The sequence below is a fragment of the Gillisia mitskevichiae genome, assembly GCF_003634585.1.
Lineage (GTDB): Bacteria > Bacteroidota > Bacteroidia > Flavobacteriales > Flavobacteriaceae > Gillisia > Gillisia mitskevichiae.
The window spans coordinates 283,776-306,212 of record NZ_RBLG01000001.1 but is presented as its reverse complement, the minus strand read 5'-3'; the positions used below and the strand labels follow the sequence as shown (position 1 = coordinate 306,212).

Annotated in this window: 20 protein-coding genes and 1 tRNA gene; 7 read left to right on the top strand and 14 right to left on the bottom strand. The window is 34.5% G+C overall.

What is annotated here, in order from left to right:
- The first annotated feature begins 16 nt into the window (after positions 1–16).
- The 4 genes from rsmI (at position 17) to BC962_RS01400 (ending at position 3,467) form a co-directional block, all read left to right on the top strand.
- Positions 17–688, top strand: a complete 672-nt coding sequence (gene rsmI / locus BC962_RS01415; RefSeq protein WP_121344152.1) for a 16S rRNA (cytidine(1402)-2'-O)-methyltransferase — start codon at positions 17–19, stop codon at positions 686–688.
- Positions 689–1,258: a uracil-DNA glycosylase family protein gene (locus BC962_RS01410; RefSeq protein ID WP_121344151.1), complete on the top strand. Its 570-nt coding sequence runs from the start codon at positions 689–691 to the stop codon at positions 1,256–1,258. It begins immediately after the preceding gene.
- A 93-nt stretch (positions 1,259–1,351) separates the two neighbouring features.
- On the top strand, positions 1,352–3,046 hold the full coding sequence (gene recJ / locus BC962_RS01405) for a single-stranded-DNA-specific exonuclease RecJ (protein ID WP_121344150.1): 1,695 nt from the start codon (positions 1,352–1,354) through the stop codon (positions 3,044–3,046).
- A 64-nt stretch (positions 3,047–3,110) separates the two neighbouring features.
- The gene (locus BC962_RS01400) at positions 3,111–3,467 is read left to right on the top strand and encodes a DUF6686 family protein (RefSeq protein ID WP_121344149.1); all 357 of its coding nucleotides are present in this window, start codon (positions 3,111–3,113) and stop codon (positions 3,465–3,467) included.
- On the opposite strand, the gene BC962_RS01395 is transcribed toward BC962_RS01400, so the two are convergent.
- A complete protein-coding gene (locus BC962_RS01395) occupies positions 3,464–4,222 on the bottom strand; it encodes a UDP-2,3-diacylglucosamine diphosphatase (protein WP_121344148.1) in 759 nt (252 codons plus the stop codon). The two genes, BC962_RS01400 and BC962_RS01395, sit on opposite strands and share 4 nt — an antisense overlap.
- Positions 4,223–4,360: 138 nt before the next feature.
- Entirely contained in the window at positions 4,361–4,813 is a 453-nt protein-coding gene (locus BC962_RS01390; protein WP_121344147.1) for a 6-pyruvoyl trahydropterin synthase family protein, read from the bottom strand.
- Positions 4,814–4,948: 135 nt separating this feature from the next.
- Between BC962_RS01390 and BC962_RS01385 the strand changes: the two genes are divergently transcribed.
- Complete coding sequence (locus BC962_RS01385; protein WP_121344146.1) at positions 4,949–5,599, top strand: 2OG-Fe(II) oxygenase; 651 nt, start codon at positions 4,949–4,951, stop codon at positions 5,597–5,599.
- Here the strand turns inward: BC962_RS01385 and BC962_RS16535 are convergent, their stop codons facing one another.
- The 3 genes from BC962_RS16535 to BC962_RS01380 are packed head-to-tail and all read right to left on the bottom strand — an operon-like array spanning position 5,600 to position 6,715.
- On the bottom strand, positions 5,600–5,731 hold the full coding sequence (locus BC962_RS16535) for a hypothetical protein (protein ID WP_262674086.1): 132 nt from the start codon (positions 5,729–5,731) through the stop codon (positions 5,600–5,602).
- Between the two features lie 4 nt (positions 5,732–5,735).
- Positions 5,736–5,900, bottom strand: coding sequence for a hypothetical protein (locus BC962_RS16255; RefSeq protein WP_183075425.1), 165 nt, complete (start codon positions 5,898–5,900; stop codon positions 5,736–5,738).
- Between the two features lie 47 nt (positions 5,901–5,947).
- A complete protein-coding gene (locus BC962_RS01380) occupies positions 5,948–6,715 on the bottom strand; it encodes an enoyl-CoA hydratase/isomerase family protein (protein WP_121344145.1) in 768 nt (255 codons plus the stop codon).
- 228 nt (positions 6,716–6,943) lie between these two features.
- On the opposite strand from BC962_RS01380, the gene BC962_RS01375 reads away from it, so the two are divergent.
- Positions 6,944–7,426: a hypothetical protein gene (locus BC962_RS01375; protein WP_121344144.1), complete on the top strand. Its 483-nt coding sequence runs from the start codon at positions 6,944–6,946 to the stop codon at positions 7,424–7,426.
- Positions 7,427–7,574: 148 nt separating this feature from the next.
- On the opposite strand, the gene BC962_RS01370 is transcribed toward BC962_RS01375, so the two are convergent.
- The 8 genes from BC962_RS01370 to BC962_RS01335 form a co-directional block, all read right to left on the bottom strand.
- Complete coding sequence (locus tag BC962_RS01370; protein ID WP_121344143.1) at positions 7,575–8,906, bottom strand: MATE family efflux transporter; 1,332 nt, start codon at positions 8,904–8,906, stop codon at positions 7,575–7,577.
- 16 nt (positions 8,907–8,922) lie between these two features.
- The gene (locus BC962_RS01365) at positions 8,923–9,441 is read right to left on the bottom strand and encodes a GNAT family N-acetyltransferase (protein WP_121344142.1); all 519 of its coding nucleotides are present in this window, start codon (positions 9,439–9,441) and stop codon (positions 8,923–8,925) included.
- Positions 9,442–9,585: 144 nt separating this feature from the next.
- Positions 9,586–9,659 (bottom strand) — tRNA-Ala (locus BC962_RS01360).
- Positions 9,660–9,726: 67 nt separating this feature from the next.
- Positions 9,727–10,605 (bottom strand): alpha/beta hydrolase family protein, encoded by an 879-nt coding sequence (locus BC962_RS01355; RefSeq protein WP_121344141.1) that lies wholly within the window; start codon positions 10,603–10,605, stop codon positions 9,727–9,729.
- Entirely contained in the window at positions 10,592–13,351 is a 2,760-nt protein-coding gene (locus tag BC962_RS01350; protein ID WP_121344140.1) for a PD-(D/E)XK nuclease family protein, read from the bottom strand. Before BC962_RS01350 ends, BC962_RS01355 begins: the two co-directional genes overlap by 14 nt.
- A 68-nt stretch (positions 13,352–13,419) precedes the next feature.
- A complete protein-coding gene (locus tag BC962_RS01345) occupies positions 13,420–14,853 on the bottom strand; it encodes an OmpA family protein (RefSeq protein ID WP_121344139.1) in 1,434 nt (477 codons plus the stop codon).
- Between the two features lie 248 nt (positions 14,854–15,101).
- Positions 15,102–16,295 (bottom strand): glycine C-acetyltransferase, encoded by a 1,194-nt coding sequence (kbl, locus tag BC962_RS01340; protein WP_121344138.1) that lies wholly within the window; start codon positions 16,293–16,295, stop codon positions 15,102–15,104.
- 31 nt (positions 16,296–16,326) lie between these two features.
- A complete protein-coding gene (locus tag BC962_RS01335) occupies positions 16,327–19,464 on the bottom strand; it encodes a UvrD-helicase domain-containing protein (RefSeq protein ID WP_121344137.1) in 3,138 nt (1,045 codons plus the stop codon).
- A 170-nt stretch (positions 19,465–19,634) separates the two neighbouring features.
- Here BC962_RS01335 and BC962_RS01330 point away from each other — a divergent pair, with 170 nt between their 5' ends.
- Positions 19,635–20,249, top strand: coding sequence for a superoxide dismutase (locus tag BC962_RS01330; RefSeq protein ID WP_121344136.1), 615 nt, complete (start codon positions 19,635–19,637; stop codon positions 20,247–20,249).
- A 241-nt stretch (positions 20,250–20,490) separates the two neighbouring features.
- On the opposite strand, the gene BC962_RS01325 is transcribed toward BC962_RS01330, so the two are convergent.
- A complete protein-coding gene (locus BC962_RS01325; RefSeq protein WP_121344135.1) occupies positions 20,491–22,389 on the bottom strand; it encodes an amidophosphoribosyltransferase in 1,899 nt (632 codons plus the stop codon).
- Positions 22,390–22,437 lie beyond the last annotated feature (48 nt).

Below are 22,437 nucleotides of genomic sequence, written 5' to 3'. Positions count from 1 at the left end.
TTAAGTTCACTTAATTATGTCAAAACTATATTTGGTACCAACACCTATTGGTAATCTGGAAGATATCACTCTTAGGGCAATTCGTGTCTTAAAAGAGGTAGATTATATTCTTGCTGAAGATACACGTACCAGTGGAAAATTGCTGAAACACTTCGAAATTAATACACCCATGCAAAGCCATCATATGCATAATGAGCATAGAACGGTGGAAAATATTGTTAGGAGAATTAAAAACGGAGAAACTTTCGCTTTAATAAGTGATGCAGGAACTCCTGCCATTAGTGATCCAGGGTTTCTATTGACTCGGGAATGTGTAAAGGAAGGAGTAGAGGTAGATTGTTTACCAGGTGCCACAGCATTTGTGCCTGCATTGGTAAATAGTGGTTTTCCGAATGATAAATTTGTTTTTGAAGGCTTCTTACCTCCAAAAAAAGGACGCCAAACACGTTTTAAAATTTTGGCGGAAGAAACCAGAACCATAATTTTTTATGAGTCTCCGCATAAATTATTAAAAACACTTGCTGGCTTTATAGAATATTTCGGGGAAGATAGACTGGTTTCAGTTTCTAGAGAGATCACTAAGCTTCATGAAGAAACCATTAGAGGAACAGCAAAAGAAGTGTTGGAATATTATACGAATAAACCACCGAAGGGCGAAATTGTAATCGTGGTTAATGGGAAAGCATAAATGGAACATCTATTAGCTACCATTAGGCAGTGTGAATTTTGTGTAAATAATCTGCCTCAGGGCGCTAGACCAATTATTGAAGCTTCTAAAGATTCTAAGATTTTATTAATAAGTCAGGCTCCAGGTAGAGTTGTGCATGAATCTGGAATTGCTTGGGACGACCAAAGCGGTAAAAAGCTTAGAGAATGGTTAGGAGTAAATGAAAGTACTTTTTACAATACTTCAAATTTTGCTATCTTACCAATGGGATTTTGTTATCCCGGTAAAGCAAAAACGGGGGATATGCCGCCTCGAAAAGAATGTGCCCCCCTCTGGCACGAACAGGTATTTTCAGAATTAAATAATTTGGAACTTATAATTTTAATAGGCTCTTATGCGTCTAATTATTATTTGCCTCAGGAAAAGACGAAGCTTACAGAAAAAGTAGCCGACTTTAAGAAGTATCTTCCTAAATTCTGGCCTTTGCCCCATCCTTCGCCTGTAAACAGATTTTGGAGAATTAAAAATCCTTGGTTTGAAGATGCTGTGGTGCCAATGCTTCAGGAAAAGATCGCTTCAATTTTAAATTAAGCTTTTTTACATCTTAAATTAAATATGGATGTGCTAAAGCGACATTAAAATGAATCACTATACATTTATAATCAGTTTTCAATCTTAATATATATGCGCTGGACGCTTAAACCTAAACCAAATCGTGATACTGTTAGTATGCTAGCTTCTAAATTGGGAGTAGAAATACCCATAGCTTCTTTACTTGTACAACGTGGGATAGAGACTTTTGAGGAGGCTAAAAAATTCTTTAGACCTTCTCTAGAAGATTTACATGATCCATTTTTAATGAAAGACATGGATAAGGCTATAGAGCGAATAGAGCGAGCTATAGAGCAAGAGGAGAATATCATGGTCTTTGGAGATTATGATGTAGATGGAACCACTAGCGTTGCTTTAGTATCTTCTTATCTAAAGACTTTTTATCCCAATGTGGTCTCTTATATCCCAGACAGATATGCGGAGGGTTATGGAGTTTCTTATATGGGAATCGATTTTGCGGCAGATAATGATATATCCCTTATCATTGCGTTAGACTGCGGAATCAAGGCTATAGAAAAAGTGGCTTATGCAGCTGAAAAAAATATAGATTTCATTATCTGTGATCATCACCGGCCAGGAGCAGAAATTCCCAAAGCGGTGGCAGTTCTGGATCCAAAAAGAGAAGATTGCGATTATCCTTATAAAGAGCTTTGTGGTTGCGGAGTTGGATTTAAGTTATTACAAGCTTGGAACATTAAAAAGAACATCCCAATAGATATTTTATTGCCTTATTTAGATCTAGTTGCAACTGCAATAGGAGCAGATATTGTGCCTATAACTGGAGAAAATAGGGTTTTAGCTTATCACGGACTTCACGTTATAAATGTGGCTCCAAGACCCGGATTTAAGGCGATCTTAGAGCAAGTGAAAAAAGAAACGCTTAACATAACTGATGTTGTTTTTATTTTGGCACCAAGAATTAATGCCGCGGGGAGAATGAAACATGGCTTGCATGCGGTGAATTTGTTAGTGGAAGATGATATAGAAGTAGCAAAGCGATTCGCATCGGAAATTGAAGCCTATAATTCTGAACGTCGTGATGCTGATAAAAGCATTACTGTTGAAGCCTTACAACAAGTGGAGGATCTAGATGAAAAAGAGCGTTTTACAACAGTTGTCTATCAAGAAAACTGGCATAAAGGGGTGATTGGGATCGTAGCCAGTAGATTGATCGAAACTTATTATAGACCAACTTTAGTTTTTACCAAAAGTGGAGATAAATTAGCGGCTTCGGCCAGATCTGTTAAAGGTTTTGACGTTTATAATGCTCTGGAAGCTTGTACTGAGCATATAGAGCAGTTTGGAGGACATATGTATGCTGCTGGATTAACTTTAGCTGAATCTCAATATGCTAATTTCAAGAAAAAGTTTGAAGAAGTGGTTTCAGGAAGTATAGAAAAACATATGCTAACGCCAGAGATCGCCATAGATGCTGAAATAAAATTAGTAGATATTACCCCAAAATTTCATAGAATATTAAAGCAATTTGAACCTCATGGTCCAGGAAATATGTCGCCGGTATTTTTAAGTACCAATTTAAAAGACACAGGATATGGAAAATGTGTGGGAGGTGACGATCTTCATTTGAAATGCGCTGTAAAGCAAGGAAATAATAATCGTCAGATTGGAGCAATTGGATTTAATTTGGGTCCTAAAAAAGAACTTATTGGTGGTTCTCAATCTTTTGATGCAGTTTATTCTATAGATGAGAATGAGTGGCAGGGCAATGTGAGTTTGCAGTTAAAGCTGAGAGATATAAAGTCTTAAAAAACATCCGTTATTTAGATTCATTTTAAATAATAATTTTATCTTTGAATAAATTGTTTCAAAGATGGAGGATGTAAATGTTATTTATCATAATAATTTCGGAATCGCTTTTAAGTGGAAAGAGAGTATTGTAAGGATTAAAACCGATAGGATTCAACTGGTTTTTAAAGATATGGGCTTTTATTTAACTGAAAAAGAAGTTAGGGAATTCTCTGAAAATATTAGAATAGCACAACCTTATAAAGCTTGTTCCAATTGTGAAAATCCTAGCAACTGCCGAACAATACTATTGAAAACACCTTTAAAAAAGATGGATTTCGTTGTGAATAAGCAAGAGCTAAATGAGATCTGTGATCTTGTGGAAGGCACATTATTTCACTTACAAATTGAAAGTTATTTAAAAGACTTAGGTAGAAATTAAGGTTTATAAGTTTTTAGTAAAACTTCTTTTCCGTCGAATTCTGCATAGGTATAAAAATTGATCCAATCCCCAGTATTTATATAGGTTGAGGTGTTTGAAAGTTCAATTTCTAAAGGCAGATGTCTGTGACCAAACAGAAAATAATCGAAGTGTTTAGTCTCTAATTTTTTACGGCAATACTGTATAAGCCATTCCCCTTCTTCGCCTAAAAATTGCTGATCTTCTTCTCCAGAGATCAATTTATTTTTTACAGATAAATGTTGCGCTAAAGGCACCCCAATATCTGGATGTAACCATTTATACAACCATTTTGAAAGTGGATTCGTAAAGACCTTTTTCATTCTTTTATAGCCAATATCGCCTGGTCCTAAGCCATCACCATGACCAATTAAGAAGGTTTTAGAATTGAATTCGAATTCCTTTGGTTTATGATATACAGGTATATTTAACTCCTTCTCAAAATAATCGTGCATCCAAAGATCATGATTCCCAACAAAGAAGTAAATGGGGATTCCACTATCTCTTATTTCGGCAAGTTTCCCTAAGGTGCGAACAAAGCCTTTTGGTACTACATGTTTATATTCGAACCAGAAATCGAATAGATCTCCTAATAGAAATATTGCTGCAGCATCTTCTTTAATTTCGTCCAGCCACTTTACAAACTTTGCTTCTCTAGGTTTACTTTCCTCTTGAGTAGGAGCACCTAAATGATTATCGCTTGAAAAGTATATTTTTTTGCCTTCCGGAATATTCATGTTTCGTATTTGAACGTGTAAATATAACTATTTTAGGAAAGAAGCAGGATTAATGCGCAAGGGATGGTAACGGCATCCCCCGATCTTTATCGGGGATAGAGCGTACAGCCCGACCTTGCTTTTTTGCAAGGTTGCGCCCTAAGAATTATCACTTGCATACCACTCTGCAAAAGAGGTATCTGTTTCTTGTAACTTTAAAGAGAACAACTCTATTTGTGAGGGCAATTGGCTCTTGATCTTATCGGCAAAATCCAATACCATATTCTCACTGGTTGGCTGATATTCTACTAGGATCACGCTATGATCTCTGTTTTCCAACTCTTTTGCAAGTTCAATATGTGGGGTGTTCTTATTGAAAACAGTAGCATGATCGAACTTATCTACGATCTCCGATTTTACGATCTTCTTAAGGTCGCTAAAATCTATCACCATTCCATATTTTACATTGTTGGTATCTGTAATTGGCGTACCAATTACGGTAACACTTAACTTATAACTATGGCCGTGAACATTCTTGCATTTTCCGTCATAGCCATAAAGCGCATGTCCAGTTTCAAAAGAAAATTGTTTGGTGATCCTAATCTTATTCATAACTACAATTTGATGCAAAGATACTAGATTTTCCTTCTAAAACTTTTAGATACAATCAAAGCTTTCTCGCACTACATTTGTATACCGAAAAAATTATAATTTAAGTTTCTTGGAAGCGGCCAAATTAGAAAAGAAATGATAGCAACAGAGGAGTTATATGAGCAGCTAGAGTTTAGAGAGAATCCTCTTTACGAACGTATTATTACAGATCTGGTTGAAGCAAAATACAGTATTGTAGATGACTTTTTTAGCTTAGAGGAAGTAGAAAAACTTCGCTCTACCTTGTTGCATGAGTACGAAGAAGATAACTTTAAAAAGGCTGCAATTGGGAATAGGGTAAATGAAGTGATAGAAAAATCTGTTCGTGGGGATTTTATTCTATGGTTGAATGAAGCTGATGCTGGGGAAAATGAAAAGATCTTTTTTGATAAGATAAATCCATTTATCTCTTATTTAAATAAGACCTGTTTTCTAGGGATCCTTTTTAAGGAATTCCATTATGCATTATATCCAACAGGTACTTTTTATAAAAGACATTTAGATACTTTTCAGAATGACGATAGGCGTAAGCTTTCTTTGGTTTGTTATTTAAATGATGAAGACTGGAAGCCAGAAAATGGAGGAGAATTAGTGATTTATAAAGCTATAGATGGTGTAGAAAATCCTATTACTATTTATCCGTTTCCTGGAAGAGTAGTCGTTTTTGAAAGTCAGATATTAGAGCACGAGGTAAAACCTGTAAATACTATGCGATTAAGTATTACGGGTTGGTTAAAAACACGCTAGTTATTTCTTAAATTTTTTATAAAGTACCACTCCAATAAGGGCTATTGCAACTAGTATCCAAAAACCCATTCCGCTTAGAAATGAGAAAATATCGTAAGTAGTTTCACTTACAGGCACTTCATTTTGTGTCATTTTTCTAGTGTTTTTTCATGTAATTTCTAGAATACAGAAATATGGCTACAATTAAAAAGATTGCGAAGATATACCATTTATTTTCTAGGAGGAATTCCCAAAGGGTAAAGCCCCACTCCTGTTCTGGCGTTGGTTGTTTGTCTTTTGGAATTCCAATTTGCAATGGCATAGTTTTATATTTTATAGAAATATACTCATTATATCTATGGGTAGCACCTATTTTTTAAATTTTGATAAGGCATTCTTTGTGAATTCAGACAATACTAATTCTCCAGAAACGGCAGCGCGATCTATTAATAATTTATCCCAATGCGCAGTATTTTCCCAAAGGACTCTTTTCATTTCTTGGGTAGCTTGCGAATTGTAAGAAGCTAATTTTTCTGATAACACTTCTACCTCTTTATCCAGATCTGAAATTGAATCGAACACCTTTGCGTAAAGTCCTTTTTCTTGAGCCCAATAGGCGTTCTTCCATTCATGAGCTGCAAGACTTAACTCAGATAAAGCAGACAATCCCATTTTTCGTTCTACAGCTGGAGCAATAACAAAAGGTCCTATTCCAATAGTAAGTTCAGATAGTTTTATTGAAGCAGCTTCTGTGGCCATGGTATAATCGCATGCAGCAGCTAATCCAACACCACCTCCAACGGTTTTTCCCTGAACACGCCCGATGATCAATTTTTTACACTTTCTCATGGCGTTTATTACATTGGCAAAGCCTGAAAAGAACTGTTTTCCCTGGTCTAGGTTTTCAATCGCTACCAATTCATCAAATGAGGCGCCGGCACAAAATGCTTTTTCACCTTCAGACTTAAGAACGATCACATTTACATCATCATTTTCAGATAATTTGTGAAACTCCTTTTGAAGTCTTTCTAATAATTCTGAAGGAAAAGAATTGCTTGCTGGATGTCCAAATTCAATCGTGGCGATTTTATTTTGAATGCTGGTATATAAACTTCCGTTCTCGCGGGTAGTGGTCATAAAAAATAGATTTTATCAAATATAAAGATAATGCTTAAAACGTCACAATTTCAGTAGGAAACAGGGTAGTTAGTTTTCTAATCAATTTCATAACAAATTGAAAATGAGAGAACAAATGGGGCCAGGGAAATAAAGTAGAAAATATATTTATTTCTGCGCAACCTTTTGCAAATGCAAGGTCATATAAGTATAGAAACAATAAATGTTTAATCTTAAAAAATTAAAAAAATGAAGAAGTTGATTTTATTATTTGTGAGTGCATTAGTACTTGTTAGTTGTAATACCGATGATGATGGCCCAAGAACATTATTAGTGGCTGCTGAAGTAACTAATATTGATGTGCCTGAATTTTTTGAAGCAGGAAAAACTTATGATATAGATGTTACTTATTTGTTACCGGACGCTTGCCACACTGCTGCAGGAATAAAAGCTCAACGCGGGAGTAATAGCAATGGCGAAGAGGAATTTCGTCAGATCTACGTTACTGGAGTTTCGTCTTTCGATTCTAATTTAACCGAATGTAATGAAGAGGCAGAGGAAGAGGATCTTATTAAGGAAGCTACTTTTAATTTAAGCATTCCAACAGATGAAGATGAACCTTATACGTTCTTTCTTTGGGCAGGTTTAGATGAAAATGATGAAAACATTTTTACTGAGGTGGTTGTGTCTGTAGGAGATCCAGATAGCACAGATCCTGTTGCTGCCGAATAATGTGAAAATGATGTTATAGTATTTCTTTCCTAGTGATACGAAAACGTATGCTAGTAGAAGATATTAGAAATTTAAGTCACAGGGAAATCTTTTCCTGTGACTTAATATATAAGGGAGCTGCTGAAAGTCTAAAAGGATAATTTAAATTTTAAATCTCTTTCTTTAAATATTTCCTTCGGAATTGAAATACTAGGGCACTACTTCTAATAAGCATCCAGGCAAAGAAAGCGATCCATATAGCATACAGTTTCAATCCAAAATAATCACAAATCAATAGAACAGGTGTAAAAACCAAAAAAGTAGCTACCAACAATAGGTTTCTCAAATATTTTGCTTCCCCAAGACCTTTAAAGATCCCATCGAACATAAAAGCAATAGCATTAATAGGCTGCATAAGTAATACCAGCCAAAATACTGAAGAAAATAATACTAATACACTGGCTTCTTTGTTAAAAATGAGTCCGATTTCATTGTAAAATAACGCACATATCCCCATTAAGATAAGAGCGATCAGTACGGAGTATTTGCTTATTTTTTTACTTAATTCCCAAAGACTTACATAATCTTTAGCTCCTAATAATTTCCCTCCAATTGCATTGCCGGCATTTGCATAGCCATCTATAAAAAAGGCAAAGAACAACCAGATGTTCATTAGAATACTTTGTGCCGCGATATAATTCTTCCCATAATCTGTTGCATAGGCATTTGCCAAATAAATGGCAAAATTAAGCGCAGCTGTTCTTATAAAAAGATTCCCAGCCATTAAGAGCAATCCATTTAGCTGAGGGTTGATATTAAAGCTCAATTTTAAATTAAATGGAGTCTTCTTAAAGAAGAACCATAAAGCCATAATTAACATCACAGCCTGTGCTATTAAACTGGCAATGGCAGCTCCTTTTAGATGCATGGCAGGAATATAATCTTCCACGCCATAAACCAGTAAATAATCCAAACCAACATTTACCAAGGCTCCTGTAAGACTACATTTCATTGCCCAGAGCGTATTTTGTAATCCACGAAAAACCCCAAATATTGCAAAAGTCACCAATGTTAGTGGATAGCCTATGGCACGAATTTGATAATAATCTTCTGCATAATTTAAGATCAAACCTTCGGCATTATAGGCACTAAAAATGCTGTTGGCAAAAAAGGCGGTAACTGCATATATTACTAAACTAAATAAGAAATTAAAGGCAATTGCTTGGGGAATCAAAGTCTTAACCGCGTGCAACCTATTGGAACCTAAATGCCTGGAAACAATAGAGGAGATCGCGGTTTTTGTTTGTGCCACGATCCAAATAATAGCAGAGAGAAAAGACCCAACAATTCCAGCTGCCGCCAAAGCTTCAATGGGATTTGTGTCTACATTTCCTATTATTGCAATATCCGTTAAAGAAATAAGCGGCTCTGCGATCCCTGCTATAATTGCTGGAATAGCCAGTTTATTAATATTCTTAAAACTTATTGCTGAAGAAGACAAGTGGTTTGTATTAGATTTATAACGAGTTCTTTTTTAATACTAACTCATAACAATGAAATGGGGCAGCGCTTTGCTTTGGAAAGTAAATATCTTCTAATTTTTGATAACCTCTGGTTTCATAAAATTTCTGATTCCTTTTATTAAGGCTAAAAGTGTCTAATCTAATAGAAGTGTAGTTTAGATTCCTAGCAAATTCTTCAGCAAAATCCATGAGCTTTTGTCCATAGCCTTTTCCCCAACTAGAGGGATGTGTTGCCAATCTGTGGATATAAAGATTTTTTTCTGAAGGACTTATCCACGAAACAGGGATATACTCTTCATCCATTTTTTCTGATAGTACAATAATGCCTAAAAATTGATTACTTACTTCTAGAATATATAATTCCTTAAGGTCTATATCCTGTTGAAGCTTTTCTATAGAAGGATAATGCTCATTCCATTGGAAGATTCCCAATTGCTTCATTCCAACAGCACATGCTTCGGTTAGTTTTTTTGCATTTAAAAGATCTGCTTGAGATGCCTGTCTAATTTTCATATTCAAGGAAAGTTATATGCTAAAATAAAAAAAAACCATCCCGAATAGAATGGTTTTATCCCTCATTGAGGGTTTTAAATTACAGTCCCAATAGTTGTCGGGAATTTAATTACATTTAAAAATAATCTCTAAATATAAATTTTGTGGAGAATATCGGAGTCGAACCGATGACCTTTTGGCTGCCAGCCAAACGCTCTAGCCAACTGAGCTAATCCCCCAAAATTCGATCTCAAAGTTAAACAATTATTTATATGATCGAAATATATTTTAGACCGCAAAAAGAACTTAATTCTTTAAAAAGCCAAGCTCTTCTTCAGCAATAAAATTTGAAGTTCCTTCTAACACATATTTAAAATTAGCGGGTAAAGATTTACTGCTATCCCATGGATGTGATAGATCATACACATGATCTGCACCTTCTACTAGTAATAATTCTGGATATGGGCTCCATTTGAATAATTTTCCAGATTCACTTAATGGAACTGAAGTGTCTTTACTTCCATGTACTATTAAATGCGGAATTTTTAAAGCTTTTGCTGCTCTAGATATTGTTAATCGTTCCTCATTCTCTTTAAAGTTCTTGTAGAATTGAAAATGATGCGGAAGCTGCTGTTTGGTTCTGGTATTTACTATGTAGTTTACTCCTTTTTGTTTCCATTTATCCAAGGTGTCACCAGAAGGGAATCTTGAAGCAAAATCTGATACAGCCGAAAATGTTACCAACTTGGAAATTCTTTTTTCTTCTGCCGCTTTAATAATACTTATTCCACCACCTCTAGAATGGCCGATCAAGGTGATATTAGAAATATCTAAATAGCTTGCATACTTTGAATTTGGTAGGAATAACCAATCTATTACAGATTGTAGATCATCTAGCTCTTTGGTATAATTATTATCTCCAAATGCCTCAATATCTAAAAACTCAGTTGGGTTATCTGGGGTAGTTCCATTGTGAGAAAAATTGAATTTCAAGAAAAAAATTCCATTTTCTGCAAATTGTTTCGCCATCAAATCCCATGCGCCCCAATCTTTAAATCCTTTATAACCATGGCAAAATATTACTACTGGTTTAGGTTTTGTTTCTTCGGAAAACACCAGATCTGTTAAAATAGGTTTATTATGTTTACCGGTAATTTGAATATTGTTCTTTTTAATAAGCTCCATAAGCGGGTTTTAATTCTTTTTCTATAAATGGAATTTTTGGATCGCAAATTTCCAAAATCAATTTAGACAATTGTTCCTGAAAATCATTCAGAATTTCTTCTGTAATATTCGAATTTTTTATTGATTTGCTTCCTTGTCTTTCTTTTAAACTAAACTTTAAAAATCCTTCTTTTAAGTTTTTGAAGGAGATCACTCCAGCTTCTACTTCACCCTTGTTTTCTGTATTGTCCAAAAGCATAGTAGCATAGGTTAATACCTGAAAAGGTTTGGAATACTTATCATAATCTGAAGTTAGTAAATCCCACTCTGTTATTTCTAACTGATTTTGCATCACTTTACCTGTCTTGTAATCTACGATCCTTAAAACCCCATCTAAAAGGTCTACTCGATCTACTTTTCCTCGTATATGCACAGGAAAATTTAGTTCTGGGATGGAAAGTGCTGAGGTGAGATTGGTTTCTACTTCTTTTATAATAATATTCTTTCCTGCCTCTAATTCCTTGATCTCCATATTCAGGAAATTGATAACATAACGCTTTGCCACTTCAAAGATCAGAAGATTTTTCCCCAGATTTAAAGGTGCCTTGCTATAGGTTTTTTCAAACTGGAGCTTTACTTCTTGTGCGGTTAATTTTTTAAGTTTCGTTAAGTTTTCAATAGTAAGAGGTTTTCCTATAAATGGTTTATAGAACACCTCTAAAGTATCATGAACTACAGTCCCTAAAGTATTGTAGGCAACTGTTTCTTCTACCTCTTCATTGTCCTTAATTCCTAGAATGTATTGTTTATAAAAGTCTAATGGATTTCTAATATAAGTGGTGAGGGCTGAAGGTGAAAACCCGCGGCCTGCCAGAAACTTTAATTTTTCTAGTATTTCAGGAGTTTTTTGAATTTGCTGAAGTTCATTTTTAACTGCCGGCACCTCTGGTGAAATTATAGAAGTAGTTATTTTATGAGCAGATTGTTTTTCGTGTAACAATTGTAATAGAAATCTACTTTTTTCACTTCCCATCTGGCTTTCGGTATCCGTATCATGAAGTAAATAAATTTTCTTTGCTCGATGAAGCAAATGATAAAAGTGATAGGTATAAATAGCATCTTTCTCCTTGTAGGTAGGAAGATTAAAGGTTTTTTTAAGATCGTAAGGGATAAAAGAATTATTGCTTTTTCCAGCAGGTAAAATTCCTTCGTTTACAGAAGTTAATATCACAGTTTCAAAATCTAACCCCCGTGTTTCTAACATTCCCATTAGTTGTAAACCTTGAAAAGGTTTCCCTTGAAAATCTAGTGATTGTTGACTACTAAGTTCCCTGAAATATTGCAGCAGAGATACCAATGATGTAAAATGTGGGAACTCGGTTATTAATTCACGAAGTCTCTCTGTCACCAAATGGTAGTGATATAAAAATTCTAGAGACAAACTGTCTTCATCTTTATTTAATAGCTCTTTAAAATGCTTTATAATAACATCAAAGCGTTGTAAAACCTGTATTGGTTTAAGTTTGATATCTGTGAAACAGGCCGAAATTAATATCTGTTGCTTTGCTGAAAAAAAGCCATCTATTTGCTGCTTGCTTAGATATAGTAAATTTTCTGTTTTAATTTTATTTACAACTTCTTCAGATCTAAAATTGGTTGCCTTAATAATTAGTGGAGAACTTAAAACGGCAATCACATCTTTATAATAGATCTGGTTGTTCTCTATTTGATAGATTTCGAATAATTTTTCAAAAAAGCTCGAGAATATGCTGTATTTCAACGGATATCCCATTGTAATGTTTAGGGCTTCAATATTTGAAGGAATAGAATTAAGCATTGGTAGCAATAGCGATTCATCTCCTAGTACTAATGCCGTAGAATTAAGTTGAGCAGGGGTTAATTCTGAGAGGGTTTCTGCCACAAATTTCACCTGTCCAATATTTTTTGGAACTCCTATAATTTCAATTTCCTTTTCAGAATTATAGGTGTTAGAAGCAAATTGGAATTCGTTGGTTTTATAATATGGCCAGTTTTCAAGATATTGTCTTATGAACAAAGAAGCATCGTGATTATCGTCTTTTAGAAAGATTTCATCTATGTCCCAAAATATCCTTGCCTTATTAGCCAACATAGATTGAATAATATGCTGCTCTGCATTATTCAAGGCATTGAATCCTAAGAAAATATGGTTTTCGGCATTGTGCTTAGCGAACTCATCTATATTCTCTGCTGCATGCCTATATATTAAACCTTGATATCCTCCAGATTTATTTAATAAATTACTTTTTAGCAAGCTGTAATATTCTGGAAGTTTTTTCCAAAAGACTAAATAGTTCTTTACAATGTCTGTTTGGTTTTCTCCTAAAGACCAGTGATTTTTATCTTGAATTTCGAAGAGATAATTAAAGATCTGTGTTGGATCTATTAAATATCTATCAATTTCATTGAAATCATGTATTAGTGTTTGTGCCCAATTTCCAAAACTCTCGAAATCTTCTAGTTGATCTTTTGGAGTAAGTTCTTTATATACCTCATATAGCTCGAACAAGGTATGTACAGAATCTATAGTAGTTAATCCTGAAACTTTTTCTGAAAACTCTTCGATACTAATAACCTCTGGAGAAAAAATAGGTCTATCTACCAAGTTAGCAAGTTCTTTTCTAAGATAGGCACCAGCACGTTTACTAGGGAGAATAAAGACCAATTTAGAGATGTCTTTTTCCTGAGAAAGTAGCTGTTTAAGGATTTGGGTGATGAAAGATGTCATAGGTTAAAAATAGAAAACGCCCCGAGAGTATCGGGGCGTTTTTTAAAAAACTTTAAAGCTTTTTTATACTACATTTTATCTGTAGAATCTTTTTCAGTTTCTTTCGTTTCTTTCATTTCTTTGTCTTTATCCAAAGAGATGTTTACACGTCTGTTATCTTGTCTTCCTTTTGCAGTTTTGTTAGTTGCAATTGGTCTAGATTCACCATAACCTTCAGAAGTTAATCTGTTAGCAGGTACACCAGCAGAGATTAAAAATTCTCTTACAGAAGCAGCACGCTCTTGAGATAATTTCAAGTTGTAAGCATCGCTACCTTGAGAATCTGTGTGACCTTCAATATGGAAAATAGTATTTGAATACTCTTCCATGATATCAGAAATAGATTTTAAAGCATCACCAGAATCAGGACGAATAGAGGCTTTGTTAAGATCGAATAATACAGTTTTAGAGTATTCGTTCAATTCTTTAATTGCTTCAGCAGTTGGTTCTGGACATCCGTTGTTAGCTACAGTTCCTGCAACTTCTGGACATTCATCATCTTTATCTAAAACACCATCACCATCTTTATCCTTGAAAGGACAACCTTTGTTTTCTTTTGGACCAGCTTCGTTAGGACATTCGTCTTCACTATCTTTTACTCCATCCCCATCAGCATCAGGACATCCATTCATTGCTGCAATTCCAGCAACAGTAGGACATTCATCTTTAGGATCAGGAATTCCATCACCATCTGTATCTGCACATCCATCAAATTCAGCTAAACCAGCAACTTCAGGACAAGCATCTTTACGATCCTCGATTCCATCACCGTCAGTATCAGGACATCCGTTAAATTCAGCTAAACCTGCAATCTCAGGACATTCATCATCTTTGTCATAAATTCCATCACCATCAGTATCTTTTCCTCCGAAGATTAATTTAATACCAGCAGCATGTTGGAAATGAGAATCTGCTTCATCTTTAAAAGCATGTTTGTAAGTAGACTGTACGTTTAAAGCAACGTTATCTGTGAACCAGATGTTGAAACCAGCTTTACCGTTTAAAGTTCCATTTCCTTCAGAATCTAACCAGTTGTAACCACCACCAAGTCCTAGTTGTGGGTCAAACCATCCGTCGTTTAATAAAGCTCTAAGACTGTAGTTAGCCATACCATCTACTGCGTAGTAAGATAAATCATCTACACCTTGATCTCCGAAAGAGTCTATTTGGTTTACAGAACCTGCAACCTCTACAACGAATCCTCCACCAACATATCTAGAAACAGAAAGTCTAGAAACAGAAGGAAGAATATTCCATTTTTTAGTATCAAAAAATTTGTCTCCAAATTCTCCTCCGGCTACGCCGTTACCAATCATTCCTGGGGTGTCGTCACCAGTACCAAAATAGTTAACCGCGTTTGTTCCAATACCGATGGCCCACGGGTTGTTCGCGTCTTGTGCTTGCATTGAAGATAAGCCCAAAACAAACATTGAAGCTAATAAAAATCTGCTAAGATGTTTCATATTTGTTGATTTAGTTTTAAGTGTTAATTGAAGCAAAAGTATGTGCTAATTCGATATTAACAAAGATAAAAATAATAAAGTTTTCTTAATTGAAGCCTATATACACTGTATTTAAAGGGTTTTGCTAAGTTTTAAGCTATAAAACCAGCATAATTCGCCTAAATTTTAAACTAAAACATTAACAGTATAAACCTTAAAAAATTATAAAAACCTAATATTTTTAACAGTTAAAAGATTGGGTTCTGTCTTTATATTACTTTTAATTCTTTTCCCACTTTTGTAAATGCAGCAATAGCTTTGTCTAAATGTTCTTTTTCATGCGCTGCTGAAAGTTGAACTCGAATTCTAGCCTTATCTTTTGGTACTACAGGGAAAAAGAAACCAATTACGTATATTCCTTCTTCCAATAATTTATCTGCCATATCTTGAGATAGTTTTGCATCATAAAGCATAACTGGCACAATTGCAGAATCACCATCGATTATATCAAAACCAGCGGCCTTCATTTTTTCCTTGAAGTACTTTGTATTATCCTCTAACTTATCTCTTAAACTTGTATCATTTTTAAGCATATCAAACACCTTTATAGAAGCACCCACAATAGAAGGAGCTAAGGAATTTGAGAATAAGTAAGGTCTAGAGCGTTGTCTTAACAGATCAATGATCTCTTTCTTTCCAGTTGTATATCCTCCCATTGCACCACCAAGTGCTTTACCAAAGGTTCCAGTAATAATATCTATTCTGCCTAGGACTCCTTTTTCTTCCATAGTTCCAATCCCTGTCTTCCCTATAAATCCTGTGGCGTGACATTCATCTACCATTACCATCGCATCATATTTATCTGCTAAATCACAAATTTTATCTAAAGGAGCAACCAAGCCATCCATAGAGAATACTCCATCTGTAACGATCAATTTAAATCTTGCGCCTTTTTCATTAGCAGCTTGTAGCTGTTTTTCTAGATCTTCCATATTGCCATTTGCATAGCGATATCTGGCTGCCTTACAAAGACGAACTCCATCTATAATAGAAGCATGATTCAGAGAATCTGAGATAATAGCATCTTCTGCAGAGAGTAATGGTTCAAAAATCCCACCGTTCGCATCAAAACATGCAGCATAAAGAATAGTGTCTTCTGTTCCGTAGAAATCTGCGACCTTTTGTTCTAATTCTTTATGAATATCCTGAGTTCCACAAATAAATCGAACACTAGACATTCCAAATCCATGGGAATCCATAGCATCTTTTGCTGCTTGGATCACTTCTGGATGAGAAGATAAACCCAAATAATTGTTAGCGCAAAAGTTAATAACCTCTTGTCCGGTACTTATTTTTATAGCTGCTCCTTGTGGGGAAGTAATTATGCGTTCTTTTTTATAAAGTCCGTTTTCTTTAATTTCTTTAATTTCAGTTTGTAAGTGCTCTTTTATCGATCCGTACATAATTTCAATTTTTTTCAAAAATAAACATCTTTTAAATAAATGTGAGGTTCACTTCTGTATTAATATATATGAGTATTTTTTTATGAATGCTAAATCCCATTTCAGTTAGGATATTTGCGTATTGCTCCATTTGGAGTTGATGCGTCTTTTGAAATGCACCGGTTTTATAATCTATGATAGTAACTAATTTATCTTTTATATTTAATCTATCCGGTCGTAAAACTTCTCCATTTGGGTTTAGAATATTCCTTTCTTTTACAACGATACTTTTATCAGTATAATATTCTGACAGTTCTGGATGAAGAATAACTTCTGAAATTAATTTCTCTATTTCCAGAAGTTCACTTTCTGAAAGGTTTTCATCTTGAGTGAATTTCTTAATTGCTGAAGGCATATCTTCTATGGTATCTATTTCAGAAAATATATCATGATAAAGATCTCCTTTAACAATCGCTTTTTCCTGAAGCGAATCCCATAACAACCCAGATTTTGTCATTATTTGTACCGCATTATTTTGAGTAGAGGAAGAGAAAAAATGATTGTTTTTTAGATTACTTGTTTCTTCTGAAGCTTTGTAATTTTCAATAATTTTATTACCAAACTCGAAGGTTTCTTGATCTTCTTTCCAATTATTTACATCTTTTAAATAGCCAATGAGTAAGCCAGACACCTTATTTTCATTGATCTCGCCTTTAGCCGTAATATCTAAATTAGAGATTATATATAATTGCTGTGCAGCTCGAGTAAATGCCACATAAAGCACATTAATACTATCAAACTCTGTTTTATCTAAAAGTTCTTGATATGCATTTGCTTCAGTTTCTCCCCAATCTAACATCCCCTTTGAAGCTTTTAAATAACCAATTGGTATATCATTTAAACCTTCGGGCAGAGGCAACCAGATAGATTCTCTGGAGATATCCTGTAGTGCCGAATTCGCAAATGGGTAAATAACTATCGGAAATTCTAGACCTTTAGACTTATGAATTGTCATAATCTGGACGGCATCATTGGATTTTGGTGCAAGGATGCTCAATTTTTCACTTTTCTGATTCCAGAGTTCTAGAAATTCAGAGATACCTATATTTTGGTTATTTAAAGAATCAAAAACAAAATCTAAGTAGAATTGCAGATAAGCATCGGACTCTTTGATAAGAGAAAAAGCTCTTATAATATATTCTGCAGCTTCATAGATAGATAAGACCTGGATTTTTTTAATATCGAAATAGATCTCATATTCTGTTAGCCAATCAAAAAGCTCCTGATGTTCCTTTTCTAAATTTTCTAGTATTAATTTATGAGCATCTTTGATCTCTAATTTTTGAATTAGATAATTAAGCAGTTCCCATTTTATATTTTTATCGTGAGGATTTAAGGATGCAGTAAAAAGATTGTTGATAAAACGAACTTCTGGAGAATTAGATACTAATAAGGATTCCGAAGAAACTATAGCTATTCCTTGCTCATTTAAATAGTTTGCAATAGCAAAACTTTCCTTCCTAGTTCTGGTTAATATACAAATATCACTTCTGGAAACGCCTTGCTCATCTAGATCTTTAATGATTTCTAAAGATTTAATTGGGTGCATCTCTAATTCCTCTTCTTTCTTCTTTGCTTCTAAAAAAGAAATATTCACATATCCACCACCCGTTTTTATAGGCTCTTGCCCACTTTTCTGAAAAAGGGTTTTATAGGTATTACTTTCAAATTTATTAGAAATATACTGGAAGAAAGAATTATTAAATGCAACTACTTCTTTAGCACTTCTATAATTGGAAGGAAGGTCTATTACCTCTTTTTCTACCTGAAATGGATTTCCAAGCATACATAGATCGATAAACTGCTCTGCTTTTCCACCTCTAAACCTATAGATAGACTGTTTAGCATCTCCTACTAAAGTGATATTTGCAGCTGGCTCCGTGTTAGATTGAATGGTGTTAAGATTATGATCTGCTAATGGAATTATATTCGTCCACTGCATTTCTGAAGTGTCCTGAAATTCATCTATAAAATAATTTTTATAGCGTTCTCCTAGCCGCTCGTATATAAAGGGAACAGGCTGATTGTTGATCTCTTTCGCGATAGTCGGATTAAAATCGGAGATAAGCACAAGGGAGCGCTCTTTCTTAATTTTATCGATTTCATTAGAAATCTCGCTTAGAAGAGAAAGCGGAATAATACTTTTATCTATAGCTTTTAAATAATCTCGTTTAAGAATTGCTCTTTTAGACTTATTAAAATATTCGGCAATTTCAGTTTGATGTTGATCTAAAACAGCTTTTTTATCATCACTCAATCTCTGTGGGTAAAGAGCGGAATCTTCAAGCTTATCCTGCCATTTTGCTCCAAATAATTTTATATAGTTTTGATTTTTAATTTTGATGAAATATTTAAATAAATAACCACCGTTAAAATCCTTTTCGGTGAGTTCAAATTTAGATAGAAGTTCAAAGAAGGAATTAGCAGCATCGATAATATCATCTTCAATTAAAATAATCCCCATTTTAATTTTTTCAGAAAACTCTGCAAAATCCTGAAGACTCTTTCCTTTTAATTGTTGCACATATTGTTGCTGACTCTCGCGAATTAGTAATTTTGAGAAAGAAAACAGATCTCTGCTTATATCCCAACTCTTGTCGTCATCGGTTTTATCCAATGTAAACTTTAGAAGCACCTTGGTAAGTTCTTTTTCTTCACCAGCTCTATTAATTACCCGGTCCACGGCTTCTTGTAAAATAAGATCTAAATTGAGTTCAACTTCAAAGTTCACAGGAATTCCAAGATCCTTGGCAAAAGTTCTTATAATTTTATGTGTGAATCTATCTATAGTAGAAATATCGAATGCGGCATAATTGTGAAGAATATTCTTAAGAATTCTTTTTGCTCGTAGCTGAATTTCCGCTTTATCTAAATTAGTCTCTTGAATAAGTAGTTTTAAAAGAGAATCTTCACTTAAAATATTTTCTGAAGCCAACGAACTAAGCCCTTGTATCACTCGAGATTTCATTTCTCCAACAGCCTTATTGGTAAAGGTGATTGCGAGGATATTTTTATAAGCATCGTCTCTGTTGCTATTTAAAAGTAATACTAGATAATCTTTTACTAGAGTAAAAGTTTTACCAGATCCTGCAGATGCATTATATATAGTAAAGGTATTGGGATTGATCAACTAATAGATTTTATAAAGTTCGTAGGTCTAAATTAAAGGAATATGGTAATAAATACATCTCAATAGAACACAATCTTTAAGTATTTTATAACACAAAAACATTTAAATTAAAATCCTTAATGCCTAAATTTGAAACTCTTGAATAAATAATAACTAAAAAACATATAATTATGGCTTTTGAATTACCAAAATTGAATTATGCTTTTGACGCATTAGAACCACATATAGATGCTAAAACAATGGAAATTCATCATGATAAACATCATGCGGGATATACCAGCAAATTAAATGATGCTATTGCAGGAACAGATAATGAAGGAAAAACAATAGAGAATATTCTTGAAAACTTAGATATGTCCAATAAAGCTGTTAGAAATAACGGTGGTGGTTTTTACAACCATAATTTGTATTGGGAAGTGATGTCCCCAGACGGAGGCGGGAAACCAGAAGGAGAACTTGCAAAGGCAATAGACGCTGCGTTTGGTTCTTTTGATGCTTTTAAAGATGAGTTTTCTAAAGCTGGAGCTACGCAATTTGGATCTGGATGGGCATGGTTATGCGTTCATAAAGGCGGAAAGGTAGAAGTTTGTTCTACACCAAACCAAGACAACCCACTAATGCCAGAAGTTGGATGTGGTGGAACACCGATCTTAGGAATGGATGTTTGGGAACATGCTTACTATTTAAAATATCAGAACAAGCGTCCAGATTATATTAATGCATTCTTTAATGTGATTAACTGGAAAGAAGTTTCTGCAAGATATGCTCAGGAAAAAGAAAAATAGATCTTGATTATATATAACAAAAAATGGCCGAGGAAACTCGGCCATTTTTTGTTGACTATTGCGCATAAAAAAAGGTGGATGAGAATCCACCTTTTTTTGCCCCAAATCTACCATGAACTTAACCTACTTATGCTATGGCTTTGCTAATATATGGAATAAATGCACCTACGCAAACACTTTTAGACAAACAACCCAGATAATAGTTAAACGGCAGTTTATGTGCTATATATTTGAAAATCAATTAATAAGACCTGCCTTCATTTCCTTCATAAAAGTTTATAAAAGCTCTATTTACCACACGATTTCCTCCAAAAGTTGGATAATTTCCAGTAAAATACCAGTCCCCTAAATGCTCGGGACAAGCTTTATGAAGATTTTCAACCGTTTGATAAATGATCTTAACTTTTGTCTTTACCTCTGGCTCGCTTAATAATTCTGCTATTTTATCTGAGATCTCTTGGTCTGTAAATGGTTCGTAAATTTCTTTTACAAAATTCTGTACATCCTTATCTTCCAAATGAACTTGTAACTTACACTTATTATAAACTTCTTCTATAAGATCGTAATTACCTGCATCTTTTAAAAGTTCCAAGGCAGCTCTAAACGCAACTAAGCCTTCAAGTCTAGCCATATCTATCCCATAACAATCTGGATATCTTATTTGTGGTGCAGAAGAAACCACCACCAATTGTTTAGGATTCAATCTATCCATCATTTTAATGATACTTTTCTTAAGAGTTGTTCCTCTCACAATACTATCATCTATGATCACCAGATTATCTTCAGGCTTCACCACACCATAAGTAACATCATAAACGTGTGCTACTAGATCATCACGACTGCTGTCTTCAGTAATAAAAGTTCGAAGCTTCACATCTTTTATAGCAACCTTTTCAGTTCTTAGCTTGTGAGCTAAGATTTCTTGAAGTCTTTCGTCTGTAAGAGTGTCTTTTTCTGAAAGAATGGCTTCATTCTTTTGCTTGTTCAACTCATCCTGTGCTGCTTCTACCATTCCGTAGAAAGAGGTTTCTGCAGTGTTTGGAATAAAGGAGAAAACGGTATTTATGGTATCGTGGTCTATAGATTTTAAAACTTCTGGCATCAATAGACGACCAAGCATTTTACGTTCTTTATAAATTTCAGCATCACTTCCTCTAGAGAAATAAATACGTTCAAAAGAACATGCTTTTCTTTCTAAAGGTTCTAATATTTGCTTTATAGAAACTTCACCATTCAGCTTAGTGATAATTGCATGTCCAGGCTCTAATTCTTTTACATCTTCAAATTTTACATTGAAAACAGTTTGAATTACAGGTCTTTCTGATGCTACAACTACAACTTCATCATCCTTATAATAATAAGCTGGTCTAATTCCTGCAGGATCTCTTAGTACAAAAGAGTCACCATGGCCTAATAATCCAGCCATCGCATAGCCACCATCCCAATCTTTTGCAGACTTTTTCAAGATCTTCGCAACATTAAGCCTATCTGCAATTAGTGGAGATGCCTCTACTTTTGTATAGCCTTCTTTCTTTAATTTTTTATATAATTTTCTAACTTCATCATCCAAAAAGTGTCCAATCTTCTCCATCACCGTTACAGTGTCTGCACGTTCTTTAGGGTGTTGTCCAAGTTCTACCAGCTTGTCAAAAAGGGTGGAGACATTGGTCATATTAAAATTCCCAGCTACAATAAGGTTACGGTGCATCCAGTTGTTCTGGCGAAGAAATGGGTGAACACTTTCTATGCTATTCTTTCCAAAAGTTCCATAACGCACATGTCCTAGATAAAGTTCACCTATATATGGTATGTTCTTTTTCTGAAGAGCTACATCATTAAGATATTCGGGGTGCTCGCTTAATTCTGTATTAATACGCTCGTTGATCTGTGCAAATATATCCTGAATAGGTTGAGAGGCATTAGATCTTAGTCTACTAATATATCTATCTCCAGGTTCTGTATTTAATTTAATACTGGCAAAGCCCGCCCCGTCTTGTCCGCGGTTATGTTGCTTTTCCATCATTAAATACATTTTATTTACCCCGTAAAATGCACTTCCGTATTTCTCTTTATAGAATTCTAAGGGTTTTAATAATCGTATTTGGGCTATCCCACACTCGTGTTTTAATGCGTCACTCATAACTAGTACCTTTCGGGTTCAATAGGGTTGAAAATTCAGTTTAGTCAC